At 73.3% G+C, this 12701-nt stretch carries 13 protein-coding genes and 1 pseudogene; 6 read left to right on the plus strand and 8 right to left on the minus strand.

The features are described 5' to 3' along the window. Nucleotides 1-126: 126 nt before the first annotated feature. A pseudogene (locus tag ACFOWE_RS24380) lies at nt 127-1674 on the plus strand (Xaa-Pro dipeptidyl-peptidase); the annotation flags it as partial. A gap of 159 nt (nt 1675-1833) precedes the next feature. Here ACFOWE_RS24380 and ACFOWE_RS24385 read toward each other — a convergent pair. Continuing rightward, entirely contained in the window at nt 1834-2070 is a 237-nt protein-coding gene (locus ACFOWE_RS24385) for a hypothetical protein (RefSeq protein ID WP_377291647.1), read from the minus strand. Here ACFOWE_RS24385 and ACFOWE_RS24390 point away from each other — a divergent pair. Further along, a complete protein-coding gene (locus ACFOWE_RS24390; protein ID WP_377291649.1) occupies nt 2063-2452 on the plus strand; it encodes a DUF899 family protein in 390 nt (129 codons plus the stop codon). The genes ACFOWE_RS24385 and ACFOWE_RS24390 overlap by 8 nt on opposite strands. Nucleotides 2453-2562: 110 nt before the next feature. On the opposite strand, the gene ACFOWE_RS24395 is transcribed toward ACFOWE_RS24390, so the two are convergent. From ACFOWE_RS24395 to ACFOWE_RS24405, 3 genes are all read right to left on the minus strand, one after another. Then, nucleotides 2563-3015 carry a DNA-binding protein gene (locus ACFOWE_RS24395; RefSeq protein WP_377291651.1) on the minus strand — a complete coding sequence of 151 codons (453 nt, stop codon included), beginning with the start codon at nt 3013-3015 and terminating at the stop codon, nt 2563-2565. A 259-nt stretch (nt 3016-3274) separates the two neighbouring features. After that, on the minus strand, nt 3275-4642 hold the full coding sequence (locus ACFOWE_RS24400; protein ID WP_377291653.1) for a PepSY-associated TM helix domain-containing protein: 1368 nt from the start codon (nt 4640-4642) through the stop codon (nt 3275-3277). Nucleotides 4643-4931: 289 nt separating this feature from the next. Next, on the minus strand, nt 4932-5585 hold the full coding sequence (locus ACFOWE_RS24405; RefSeq protein ID WP_377291655.1) for a hypothetical protein: 654 nt from the start codon (nt 5583-5585) through the stop codon (nt 4932-4934). 80 nt (nt 5586-5665) lie between these two features. On the opposite strand from ACFOWE_RS24405, the gene ACFOWE_RS24410 reads away from it, so the two are divergent. Then, a complete protein-coding gene (locus tag ACFOWE_RS24410) occupies nt 5666-6175 on the plus strand; it encodes a MarR family winged helix-turn-helix transcriptional regulator (protein WP_377291657.1) in 510 nt (169 codons plus the stop codon). On the opposite strand, the gene ACFOWE_RS24415 is transcribed toward ACFOWE_RS24410, so the two are convergent. Beyond that, nucleotides 6142-7359: a sensor histidine kinase gene (locus ACFOWE_RS24415; RefSeq protein WP_377291659.1), complete on the minus strand. Its 1218-nt coding sequence runs from the start codon at nt 7357-7359 to the stop codon at nt 6142-6144. The two genes, ACFOWE_RS24410 and ACFOWE_RS24415, sit on opposite strands and share 34 nt — an antisense overlap. Next, entirely contained in the window at nt 7356-8033 is a 678-nt protein-coding gene (locus tag ACFOWE_RS24420; RefSeq protein WP_377291661.1) for a response regulator transcription factor, read from the minus strand. Before ACFOWE_RS24420 ends, ACFOWE_RS24415 begins: the two co-directional genes overlap by 4 nt. A 170-nt stretch (nt 8034-8203) precedes the next feature. On the opposite strand from ACFOWE_RS24420, the gene ACFOWE_RS24425 reads away from it, so the two are divergent. The 3 genes from ACFOWE_RS24425 (at nt 8204) to ACFOWE_RS24435 (ending at nt 11332) form a co-directional block, all read left to right on the plus strand. Next, a complete protein-coding gene (locus tag ACFOWE_RS24425; protein WP_377291663.1) occupies nt 8204-9373 on the plus strand; it encodes a hypothetical protein in 1170 nt (389 codons plus the stop codon). Between the two features lie 215 nt (nt 9374-9588). After that, nucleotides 9589-10182: a serine hydrolase domain-containing protein gene (locus tag ACFOWE_RS24430; RefSeq protein WP_377291665.1), complete on the plus strand. Its 594-nt coding sequence runs from the start codon at nt 9589-9591 to the stop codon at nt 10180-10182. A gap of 100 nt (nt 10183-10282) precedes the next feature. Continuing rightward, entirely contained in the window at nt 10283-11332 is a 1050-nt protein-coding gene (locus ACFOWE_RS24435) for an aldo/keto reductase (RefSeq protein WP_377291667.1), read from the plus strand. A 130-nt stretch (nt 11333-11462) separates the two neighbouring features. Here ACFOWE_RS24435 and ACFOWE_RS24440 read toward each other — a convergent pair whose 3' ends face one another. Next, on the minus strand, nt 11463-11882 hold the full coding sequence (locus ACFOWE_RS24440; protein WP_377291669.1) for an alpha/beta hydrolase: 420 nt from the start codon (nt 11880-11882) through the stop codon (nt 11463-11465). Beyond that, on the minus strand, nt 11845-12651 hold the full coding sequence (locus tag ACFOWE_RS24445) for an alpha/beta fold hydrolase (RefSeq protein WP_377291671.1): 807 nt from the start codon (nt 12649-12651) through the stop codon (nt 11845-11847). The genes ACFOWE_RS24440 and ACFOWE_RS24445 overlap by 38 nt, the downstream gene beginning before the upstream one ends. Between the last annotated feature and the right edge of the window lie 50 nt (nt 12652-12701).

Below are 12701 nucleotides of genomic sequence, written 5' to 3' on the forward strand. Positions count from 1 at the left end.
CCTGGCCCGTCTGTGGGCCGTGTAAGTGCCGAACAGAGCCAATGACAGCCGAACACAGCCAGAAAGGTTTTCCCAGCTCAGGAACGGTTTTGGGGAGGTAGCCGCAGGTCGGGGAATCGGCGTTGGAAGTACGACAACTACTTCGTGCCGCGCGGGTACGCGGTCGCCCTGGTGGAGAGCCTGGGATCGGGCCGGTCCACCGGCTGCCCGACCACCGGCCTGCCCAACGAGACCGCCGGCCCGAAGGCCGCCGTCGACTGGCTGAACGGCCGGGCGAAGGGCTACGACGCGGCCGGGAACGAGGTGCGGGCCGACTGGTCCACCGGGAACGTCGGCATGATCGGCGTCTCCTACAACGGCACCCTGCCCAACGCCGTCGCGGCGACCGGGGTGGCGGGCCTGAAGACCATCGTGCCGATCGCGGCGATCTCCTCCTGGTACGACTACTACCGCGCGGGCGGCGGCGTCGTCGCCCCCGGCGGCTACCAGGGCGAGGACGCCGACGTGCTCGCCCGCTACGTGCTCACCCGGCAGGACGGGCAGGAGGTCTGCGGCGCGCTGATGGACGCGATCGGGCGCGACCAGGACCGGGTCACCGGCGACTACTCGCGTTTCTGGCACGAGCGCGACTATCTGAAGGACGTGCGCAAGGTGCGGGCGAGCGTCTTCCTGGTGCACGGCCTCAACGACTGGAACGTCAAGACCGGGCAGGCCGTGCAGTGGTGGGAGGCGCTGGCGGAGCGGGGCGTGCCGCGCAAGATCTGGCTCCACCAGGGCGCGCACTTCAACCCGTTCAACTTCGCCTCCCGCAACGCCGAGTGGCTGCGCCAGCTGCACCGCTGGTTCGACCACCACCTGTACGGCCTGCCCAACGGCATCATGGACGAGCCGCAGGCCGACGTGGAGCACGGTCCCGGCCAGTGGGCGCAGCACGCCACCTGGCCGCTGCCCGGCACCCGCGACGTGCGGCTGCACCTGACCGCGGGCTCCGGCGGGGACGGCGGCGGGGGCGACGGCGCGCTGAGCCCCGGGCGCGGTCACCACCGCGACCACCGCAAGGGCGGCCACGCGGTCGAGTCGTTCACCGACGCCCCCGCCCGCACCGCCGAGCAGCTCGCCGAGACCGCCGTCGACGGCGCCGCCGACCCGAACCGGCTGGCCTACCTGTCGCAGCCGCTGGCCGCCGACACCCGTCTGTCCGGCACACCGCGGGTCAAGGTCAGGGCGGCCTTCTCCGCCGGGCGCTCGCCGTACCTGACGGCGCTGCTGGTCGACTACGGCACCGACGCCCGCGCCCACGGGCGGGTCGCCTACGGGGCCACCCCGGTCTGCTACGGCCAGGGCGTGCCCGGTGACACCGGCTGCGCCCGGCTGGCCGAGCACGTCCCCGTCACCGCCCCCTTCAAGATCGTCACCAGGGGCTGGCTCGACGTCCGCAACCGGCACTCGGCCGCCCGGACCGAGCTGCTGCGCGAGGGACGGTTCTACGACTTCGTCCTCGACCTGCAGCCGGGCGACCACGTCTTCAAGGCCGGGCACCGGATCGGCGTCGTGCTGCTCTCCACCGACCGGGACTTCACCCTCCGCCTGCCGGCCGGGACCCGCGTCGAGGTCAGGCCGGGCGACAGCTCGGTGACGCTCCCGCTCGTCGGCGGACGGCGCGCCCTGGGCTGACCCCGGCCGTCCGGAGCGGCCCGGGATCCGCGACGTCCGCGGATCCCGGGCCGCCGTACGGTCCCGGGCCGGGCGCGGGCGCGGCGAACGCTCCTCTCACCCCGCCGCCGGCGGCCACCGGCGTCGATCACGAACCGCCCTTCGTCTCCCGGCCTCCGGTTACGCGGAGCCGTCCCCGGATCCGGGGCCGGGCAGCACGTCGACGTCGGCCGCGCGCATCGGCTGCCCGCAGACCGAGCAGTGCAGTTCCACGTGACCGATCTGGCCGCAGGCATGGTGCCGGTACAGCACAGGCGGCCCTGACGCCCCGGCCGTCCACCGGTCCCCCCAGCGCACCATCACCAGCAGCAGGTGGCACGGAGCCCGCGACTTCTGCCCAGGCTGCTCGATGTTCACCGACAACATCGGCCATCTGGCGCACCTGCACGCCCGCGACGTCTCCATGGCGCTGGTCTCCACCGGACCGCTGGCCGAGATCACGCCGTACAGGCGGCGCATGGGCTGGACCATTCCGTGGCACTCCGCGCCGGACGGCGACTTCAACCGGGACATGGGGGCAGGTGACGGATTCGCGCTGAACGTCTTCCTCCGCGACGGCCGGGAGGTCTACCGCACCTACGCCACCAGCGGACGAGGCGTCGAACGACTCGGCAGCGTCTGGACCTTCCTCGACCTGGCCCCGTACGGACGGCGGGAGGCGTGGGAGGACTCACCCGCGGGCTGGCCGCAGAGCCGGCCCTACGACTGGTGGCGACTGCACGACGAATACGACTCCTGAAACCGGTCGTGATCCGCCTGAGAGGGGCGTCCGCCACGTCGTGCCGCCGATGCCGGTCTGGGCCGATGGGCCTCGCGCCTCGCCGCCCGCCGGAGCGGCGCCGGAGTGGTTCAGGGCCGCTCATCCTGCGGGCCGGTGGAGGTCCGTCCGGCCAGTCGTTCGTAGCGCTGCCTGGCGGCCTGCGGGGTGCCGAGCCCGAGACCGAAGGCGATCTCCTGCCAGGTCATGCCACGGCCCCGTGCCATCTGGATGAGCCCGGCCTCCAGACCGTCCGCCTGCGCGCGGGCCTGGGGGATGAGGCTCAGGGCCGCGACGATGTCGGCCTGGTCCACCTCCGGCTCGCCGTCGTCCGGCGGCACCGCCCCGCTGAGCAGGAACGACACGATCCTGACGGCCTCGTGCGGTCCGAGGAGCGAGGAGTGGGTCTGCCGCCGCCGTTGCGCGTCGGTGGCCGCGTGCCGCTCGGTGATGCGCAGAAGCGACGCGTATTCGCGGTGCGCTCGCGCCTGCTCCGGATGCAGGGGGGTGAAAGGGTCGGCGGGCTGCGCGGGAGTCATCGACATGCGACCAGGATGATCGGTGCATGATCCGTTGTCAACTCATAGTTGTGAACAATCTGTTCAAGAAGTGTGTCCGATCCTGTGAGTTCCGTCGGATCCGTTTCAGGCACCGTGCCGGGTCGGGGTGGATCCGCCGGTGGGGCGGCGGGACGGGATGCCGGTCACGACTACGTGGATCACGGCTTCGGAGCGGACGGGTGGTGTCCCGTGATCGCGGAGCAGGCGGCGGTGGAACATCGGCCGCAGCCCGGCGGCGCCGCCGTCAGCTCCGCCCCGCTGCCCTGCGGGCGGCCCTTCGGGAACGGAGTCCGAGCAGGGCGTCGACCACCAGGAAGAGCACCAGCGAGACCCCCATCAGGGGCACGAAGATCCCGGCGGCGACGGTGAGCAGGCCCAGCGGCGCCAGCACGGTCCAGTGCACCTGCCGCCAGCCGCCCCGAGGGTACGGCTCGCCGAAGCCGCGGGTGGGCCGCCGTAGCCACCACATGCGGTAGCCGAGCACGATGAGGGTGATCAGGGCGATGGCCAGCGCGGCCAGCAGGATCTGGTTGGCCGGGCCGAACAGCAGCCCCATGTGCCCGTCGACGCCCCACCGGAGGAGTTTGGCGGCGAGCGGGTAGTCGGCGAAGCGCAGCTCGCCGGTCACCTGGCCGGTGGCGGCGTCGACGGTGACCTGGTCCAGCCGGGTGGGCGCGGTCTTGTCGATCTCCTTGACGAGGTAGGGGTCGCCGGGGGCGCCGGGCCAGACGATCTCCAGCGGACCGGACAGGCCCTTGTCCGCGGCGGCCCGGGCGATGCGGTCCACGCCGACGTCGGCCGTGGCGGCACGGTGCTCTCCCGCGCCCGTGTACGTGGCGTGGCCGCCGCCCTGGGGGCTGATCGACGGAGCGGTCGTCCAGCCGAGCGTCACACTCAGGCCGGTGACGGACAGGAACAGCAGGCCCGGCACCGCCCACAGGCCGACCGAGCCGTGCCAGGACAGGGTGCGGCGCGCCCCGCGGGCGGCACGGTCGGGGAGCAGGAGCCGGCGCTTCTCGCGGCGGCGCCGGGTGACCCACAGTGCCAGACCGCCGAGCGCGACCACCCACAGCCAGCCGGCGGCCAGCTCGCTGTAGATCCCTCCGGGCTCGCCGAGGTGCAGGTCGCGGTGGAGGTTGGAGATCCAGGCCCGTACGGGCAGCGCTCCCACGTCGCCGTAGCTCTCCAGCCGGCCGCGTACCCGGCCGGTGTGGGGATCGACGAAGACGGCCAGTCGCGTGCTCTCGGGCAGCCCGGGCCGGTCCATCAGCACCCGGGTGGTGTGGCCGGGCTCGGCGGCGGGGCGCACCGCCGTGATCGTGCCCTGGGGCTGTGCCGCCCGGGCGGCCTCGACCTGCCGGCTCAGGGGGAGGGTGGTCGGGCCGGCGGGTGCGGTGAGCTCGTGCCGGTAGACGACCTGCTCGATCTGGAAGGAGGCGGCGTACAGCAGGCCGGAGCCGGCGGCGACGAGCAGGAAGGGGGCGACGAGGACGCCCGCGTAGAAGTGCAGCCGCAGCACCAGCGGGCGCAACGCGGCCCAGACCGCCGGGCGTCCGGTGGGCGTTCCGGGGCCTTGCTCGGCAGCGCTGCCGCGGTCGGCGGTAGAGGTCATCGGGTGTTTCTCCACTCGTGGGCGAGCGAACGCGTCAGGGGTGCTCCCGCCGCGGCCGTGTCGTCAGCGGGACGCGACGGAACGGGGCCGGCGGCATGGCGGAGCGCGGGGTGATGGGCCGGGGCCGGTGGACGGGCCGGCCTGCTCCATGATGGGCCGGGGCCGGTGGACGGGCCGGCCTGCTCCATGATGGGCCGGGGCCGGTGGACGGGCCGGCCTGCTTCATGGCCTGGGCGACGGCGGGCGGGCCGGTGGGCCTCGCCGCCGGCGTACGAGTCCTTGAACGTGGTCAGGCGGCGATGGAGGCGCGTCTGAGGCTGATCATGACGAACCCCAGCGTGTAAGGCACGGCGCCGGCGACTTCGATGATCTGCACGATGGGGGAGTGCGGCCCGGCGGCGAAGATCGTCAGTCCTCCGGCCGTGTAGACGACGGCCCCCGTCCCGATCAACAGGCCGGGCCACTTCGCGCCCTGCCGCATCAGGAGGCGTCCCAGCAGCGCGTATCCCAGGGGGAACAGCAGCAGCGCCGGCAGTACGACAGCGGCCACGCCGGCGTTCAGGTCCGCGGGGGTGTGCACGACGTCGGGGGCGTAGTGGGCCACCACGGGGTTGCGCGAGCCGTCGATGACGATGAGGGCGAACCAGAGAAGATGACCGATCATGGCCGTGAGGACGGTCGGAATCGCCTTCCGGCCGAGCCGTTGGAAGTTGACGGCGTATCCGGACGCCAGGCTCACCGCGAGCAGCAGCAGTCCGAGCGCCTGGACGTCGTGGGTGAGGCCGTAGACGTCTCCGGCGGAGCGGATGCCCGCGCCGTCGCGGGCCGGATGGAGCACGACGCCCAGCAGGAAGAGCACGCCGCCGGACGCCGCGGTCGTCCTGCCGATCACCTTGAGGCGCGTACGCGGGATCTCGTCGTGTCCGAATTCGGCGATGGCCATGGAGTCGCTCCAGAGAGTTGTAAGATACAACTCAGAATACAGAGATAGAGTTGTGGCTTGCAACTATGGAGGTGGGTGGCGTGGAAGGAAAGCTGGGCCCTGAAGATCTCGGGTCTCTCCTCACCGACCTGCTGATCGAGATGGGGCTCCAGCGAGCCGACTCCGTGCTCCCCGGCCTGGCGCTGTCGCTCAGCGAAGGATGGGCGCTCGTCGAACTCAACCGGGCGGGCACGGTGCATCAGCAGCACATCGCGACCCGCCTGCAGCTGGAGAAGAGCAGCGCCAGCCGTCTGCTGGCAGGCCTGGAGCGGCGGGGCTGGCTGACCAGGGAGCGAGACCCGGCCAACCGGCGCTACTACCGGCTCGCGCTCACCGCGGAAGGCCGGGCCGTCGCCGATCACATCGAAGAGCACCTGCATGAACGCCATGCGCGGATCCTGGCCCGGCTCGACGATCGGGAGCGCACCGCCCTGGCTGTCGGGATCTCCGCCCTGGCGCGCGCGATGCGGGAGACCACGGCGCACGCCGGAACGGCGACCGCCTCCCACGACCATGGTCAGGAGCGGAGCACGTCCACCCGCCCCGCCTGACGCGCCGCCGGAAGCTCCATGGTGACGCGGAGACCGCCCTGCGGGCCCGGTTCGGCACGGACCCGGCCGCCGTGGGCCGAGGCGATGGCGGCGACGATGGGCAGTCCCAGGCCGACCCCGTCGCCGGAGCGGGTGCGGTCAGGCCGGTGGCGCCGGAAGGGCTGGAAGAGCTCCGCCACCTGCTCCGGCTCGATCCGGTCTCCCGAGTTGACGACGACCAGCTCGGCGCCGTCCGGCGTGGGCCGCAGGGCGACGTCCACCGTGCCGTCCGCGCGGTTGTGCCTGACGGCGTTGGTCACCAGGTTGACGAGCAGCGCCTCGATCAGGATCGGGTCGCCGGCAACGGTGACCGGCTCCAGGTCGGCCCGGATCTCCAGGCCCGGCGGAGCGGGCGTCGCGTCGAGCACGTGCCGGGTGAGCCGGGCCAGGTCCACCGGTTCCTCTCCCGGCGACGCGTGCTCGGCGCAGGCCAGCAGCAGGAGGCGTTCGACGAGCTGCTGCGTGCGGATGGTCTGGGTCAGCGCGCGTTCGCTCGTCTGCCGCATATCGGCGAGCGTGGCCCCCGGGTCGTCCAGCCCGACCTCCAGTACGGTTCGCTGGTTGGCGAGGGGGGTCCGCAGCTCGTGGGCGATGTCGGCGATGAGGCGCCGCTCCTCGTCGAAGGCGCGCTGGAGCCGGGCGAGCATGGCGTCGAAGGTGTCGGCGAGTTCGCGCAGCTCGTCGTCGGGCCCGTCGAGGCCGATCCGCCGGCTCAGGTCGTGCTCCGACAGGCGGCGGGCGGTGGTGGTGATCCGCTGGACGGTCCGCAGGACGCGGCCGACCACCAGCCGCCCCGCCACGAGCGTCACGACGGCCGTGACTGCGAGCGTGGCGATCGACTGTCGCAGCAGTTCCTCGAGCGTCCGGTCGCGTCTGGCCACGGCGCTGTCCGCGACGGTTCGCCGGACCCGGGCGGTGCCGGACGCGCTGACGGGGCGGCCGTCCCTGACGACGATCTCTCCGGAGGAGGAGGGCGGCCCGGACGCGGCGTCCAGCCGTACGGGTAGCCGGGAGGCGACCAGCGAGTAGTTCACCGCGAGCACCGCGGCCCCCGCCAGCAGGACCAGGCCGGTGTAGAACACGGGGAGGCGCAGCCGGATCGAGGGCCGCAGGCGCACCGCGGTCACCAGGTTCACCGGGTTCACGACCCGGTCACCGGGCCGGGCAGGAGACGGTACCCGGCCGCGCGGACCGTCTCGATGATCGGTGGGTCGCCCAGCTTGCGGCGCAGGCCGACCATCGTGACGCGCACCGCGTTCGTGAAGGGGTCGGCGTTCTCGTCCCACACCCGTTCGAGCAGTTCCTCGGCGCTCACGATCACCTCGGGCTCCGCCGCCAGCACGGCCAGGACGCCGAACTCCTTGGCCGTGAGGTTCACCGCCCGCCCACCCCGTACGACCCGGCGCCGGGGCGTGTCCACGGTCAGGTCGCCGATCTCGAGCACGGGGGGCCGGATCGCCGCGCCGCGCCGGGCGAGAGCGTCGATCCGGGCGATGACCTCGGCGAACGCGAAGGGTTTCGGCAGATAATCGTCGGCGCCGAGGTTCAAGCCGGCGACACGGTCGCTCAGGCCGCCCGCCGCGGTGAGCATGAGGACCCGGGCGCCGGTACGGCCGGCCACGACGCGGCGGCAGACCTCGTCCCCGTGCATGCCGGGAAGGTCGCGGTCCAGCACGATCACGTCGTATCGCTGCCCCAGGGCCCGCTCCAGACCGCCGACGCCGTCCAGGGCGACGTCGACCGCGAACCCGTGCCGGCGCAGCCCGGCCCCGACCGCCTCGGCCATGATCTCTTCGTCCTCCACCACCAGAACCCGCACGGGCCGGAATCTAGCGCCGCGATGATTCAGTGAACGTAAGGTTCTCCGGCCTCTCCGGGCCCGGCGGCCAACGCTGCCCGAACACGCCGCCCTGTAGTCATGGCAGTGGCCGGTGCGCCGCTCGCGGCCCGCCCGGCCGTACAGCGACCCCTGCTCCCGGAGGATCACCCATGCGGCCATGCACACGCCGTTCCCTGCTGACCCGATACCTGCCCGCCCTGCTCGCGGCGGGCGTGGGCGCCGCCGCCTGCGGATCGGACAGACGCCAGACCCCCTCGCCGGCCCGGACCGCCGGGGGGACCGCCGGGGGGACGGCCGCTCCCCAGGCCGTCACGGCGATCCTCGCCCGGTTCGCGAGCCATCGGATCGTCACGATCGGCGACTTCCACGGGCTCGCCCAGCTCGGCGACTTCTACCGGACCCTCGTCACCAGCCCCGGGTTCCCCGACCACTGCCGCAACATCGTGGTGGAGTTCGGCAACGCCTACTACCAGGAGCTCGTGGACCGTTACGTGTCCGGCGGCGAGGTGGACGCCGGTGAACTCGCCAAGGTGTGGACGACCACCGTCGGTTTCGGAGACCAGCCCATGCCCGAGATGTACGGCCGCTTCTACACGGCCGTGCGCCGGGCGAACGCCGGCCTGCCGCCGCGGCGGCGGCTCAGGGTCTGGCTCGGCGACCCGCCCAACGATCCGGCCTCCCCGCTCCGCACCCCTCCGGAGCGGGATAGGCACTTCGCCGGCGTCGTCACGGCGGTGGCCGACCGAGGCGAGACCGTCCTCGCCATCATGGGCGACTTCCACCTCATGCCCGGCGGGTTCCCCTTCCCCGAACCGGGGGAGTCCGGAGGTCCCATCACCAGGACCGACGGCGGTGCGTCTCCGCTCCCGCAGAGGTCCGGCGGAGACGACGACGCACCGCCGCCCCCGCCGGCCCCCGGCCGGAACGTCCGCCAGCTGCTGGACGCCCGCCATCCTGGCCGGACGTACGCCGTCCGGATCCACAACGGGCTCGCCGAACCGGACTGCAACCGGAGACTGGAGGCCCACCTCGCCTCCTGGCCGGCCCCCGGCATGCGATCCCTGAAGGAGGACCGGGAACTGGCGGCCATCCTCCGCGACGGGAACTGCCACGACCTCATGGCCGTCCTCCCGGAGTTCGACAAGGCCTGGGCGGACGGCTATCTCTACCTCGGCCCCGTCGACGCGCTGACCATGTCGCCGGTGCCCGGGAAGCGGCCGATGACCCTCCGGGAGTTCGTCGAGCAGGCGCGCAAGGACTTCAGCGGGAACAGGCCGCAGGGGTCCGGACCCGGCCCGGCGCAGATCACGGCGCCGTAAGGGCCGGCGCCTCCCGGATCGCCCGCACCCGACGGCCGCCGGCGGGTGTTTCGAGCCCCGGTGCTCAGGATTAAGATCTGATCCCCCACGCGGCGGCAGGGCGCGAAAGACGGTTGCCGGCCATCCTGCGTGCGGGAGGGCACGAGAAAGATCGCCTACCGCATGGCACGGGCCTGCGACCGTCCGGCCCGCCTCACTCCTCGGGAGCACGACGGATGACACAGGTTCGGCCGGCAGACCACGTCGGTGCGGCTCCGCGGCGGCTGCGCGAGCCCCGGCTCGCCCATGTCGGGCACCTTGTGGTCGTACGCGACGGCGAGACGGTCGCCGCCCACGCGTTCGGCGTCCGCGGGCTGGACGAACCGGCGGACGTGTTCTCTGTGACGAAGTCGGTGCTGGCGACCGTGACCCTGCTGGCCGTCCGGGACGGCCGGGTGTCGCTGGACGCCACCTTGGGCGAGCTGCTCGGAGAACGGGTGCCGTCCGCGCGGCGCGACGCCACGGTACGGCACCTGCTGTCCATGACCGGCGGAGCGCACTGCGGCGGGCTGGAGGACATCGATCGGGTGATGGGGCGGCCGGGGAGCTGGGTCGACGCGCTGCTCGCGGTACCCGGCCGGTATCCGCCCGGCGAGGTCTTCTCCTACGACAACGGCTCCGCGCATCTGCTCTCCGCAGCCCTGCAGGCGGCGACAGGCGATGTCGCCGAGCTGGCGGCCGCCACCGGTCACGACGGCTTCTGCCGCGGCCGGCCGAGCACGCGCCTCCGCCCGGTCCGTCCGCGGCATGCCGCCCACGCCGGCACTTGATCTGGAGTCGGCTCCAGCTCGTAGGCTCCGATGCATGTCCGGCCCCGGCCATCCGGCGGGGCCGTTCCGGCGTCCCCTGACCTCCTCCAGGAGCCTGATCATGCGTTACCGCGTTCTCGGCGGCACCGGCATCGAGGTGAGCGTCCACTGCCTGGGCGCCATGATGTTCGGCGCGGTCGGCAACCCCGACCACGACGACTGCGCCCGCATCGTCCACCACGCCCTGCACCACGGGATCAACTTCATCGACACGGCCGACATGTACTCGGGCGGAGAGTCGGAGGAGATCGTCGGCAAGGCGCTGCGCGGCCGGCGCGACGACGTCGTGCTCGCCACCAAGGTGCACTTCCCGATGGGGGAGGGCCGCAACAGGAGCGGGAACTCACGACGGTGGATCACCAGGGCGGTCGAGGAGAGCCTCCGGCGCCTGCGGACCGACTGGATCGACCTCTACCAGGTCCACCGCCCCGACCCCGCGACCGACATCGAGGAGACGCTCGGCGTGCTGGGCGACCTGGTCACGCAGGGCAAGATCCGGGCGTTCGGCTGTTCGACGTTCCCGGCCGCCGACATCGCCGAGGCGCACCACGTGGCCGAGCGGCGCGCCCTGCAGCGCTTCAGGACCGAGCAGCCGCCGTACTCGCTGCTGGCCCGCGGCGTCGAGGCCGACGTGCTGCCGGTGTGCCGGCGGTACGGCATGGGCGTGCTGACCTGGAGCCCGCTGGCGGCGGGCTTCCTGTCGGGCAGGTACAGGAAGGGACAGCCCGTCGACCTGTCCACCGGCCGCCCGTCGATCAACCCGGACCGCTTCGACCCCTCGATCCCCGAGAACGCCGTCAAGTTCGACGCCGTGGAGCGGCTCGTCGAACTCGCGACGGGCATCGGCTGCACACTGCCCGAACTCGCCGTCGCCTTCCCAGCGGCACACCCGGCGGTCACGTCGGTCATCGTCGGCCCGCGCACCATGGAGCAGCTGGACGCCACCCTCAAGGGCGCCTCCCTCGCACTCGACGACGCGACCCTCGACCGGATCGACGAGATCGTGCCGCCGGGCACGGACCTGTACCGGGCCGACGGCGCCTGGCGGCCGCCCGCCCTGATGGACCCCGCGAACCGGCGCCGCCTGCCCGGCGACCGGGCCGCAGGCTGAGCCGCGACGCGCTGCGCCCGCACCCGAACAAGGAGGTCCACCGGTCCGCCCTGGTGACCGCAGGCGAGCGGCGCCGCGCCCGCGTCATCCCGGGAAAAGGCCGGCAGCGTGGCCCGGAGTCCCGGTGCGGCTACCGGGCGGTCACGTCGGGGCAGGTGGTGTCCCCGGCGGGCAGGACGCCGTCGAGCAGGTAGCGGTGGACGGCGCCGTCGACGCAGGCGCTGGGGGTGGAGGCGAACACCCCGGACACCAGGTGGCGGAAGGCGCCGCGCACGGTGACCATGCGGGAGCCGCTCAGGGCCCGGCGCCTCGCCCGCTGCCCCGGGTAGGGGGTCTTGGGATCGCCGGAGGCCCCGACGATCAGGGCCGGGACGTCGTTGCGGATCCGGGTGGGAGGTTCCGCGGGGGAGGCCGGCCAGAACGCGCAGGGCAGGTTCATGGCGCGGGTCAGCGGGCCGAACAGGGGCTCGTCGGCGCGGTGGGCCTGGATGTCGCGGTAGCAGGTGCCGACATCACGGGAGGCCGGCCCGTCCGCGCAGGTGATCGCCATCCGCGCGCTGCCGGCTCCGTCCGCCTCCGGGGAGGACAGGAACGTCAGCCCCTCCTCCGGGGAGCGGGTCGGGGTGACCTCGGCCCCGCGGGCGGCGGCCCGGCCGATCCGGTGCACGGTGGCCAGGACGCGGGCGGTCGGCGCGGCCGGGGAACAGCTGCAGGTAGACCGCGCCCAGGTAGGTGCCGTAGGACCCGCCGAGGTAGGACAGCTTCGGCTCGCCGAGGGCGGCGCGGATCACGTCCGTGTCGCGGGCGGTGGCGCGGGCCGAGGCGTGGGGCAGCAACTCCCGCTGCCCCGCGCAGCGGGCGGCCAGATCCTCGGCCTGTGCGGCGATCCGGTCGAAGGCGCGCCGGTCGGGGCCGGTCGAGCGCAGGTAGTCGCCGATGGGCCAGCGGCAGTTGACCGGGGTGCTGCGCCCGGTGAACCGGGGGTCCATCCCGATCAGGTCGTAGCGGGCCGCCAGCGCGGGGGCGGCCGCCTTGAGCAGCGGCGCGTAGATCCTTCCGGGGTCGCCGGGTCCGCCGGGGTTGACCAGCAGCGCGCCGCGCCGGTGCCCGGGGTCGGTGGCCTGCAGCCGGGAGATCGCGACCTTGATGGTGCGCCCGTCCGGGCGGGCGCGGTCCAGCGGGACCGTGACCTCGGCGCAGCGCGCCCCGGCGGCATCCAGCTGGGCGCCGAGCCCGTCTCCGGGACCGGTCCGGCAGCCGTGCCAGATGATCTTCTGCTGTCCGGGACGTCCCGCACCCCGGAGGAGACGTTCCTGCACGCCACAGGCGCGCCCGGGCGACGAGTCGGTCCAGCGCCGTCGCCGGCAAC

It is taken from the genome of Planomonospora corallina (assembly GCF_042650625.1).
Taxonomy (GTDB): domain Bacteria; phylum Actinomycetota; class Actinomycetes; order Streptosporangiales; family Streptosporangiaceae; genus Planomonospora_B; species Planomonospora_B corallina.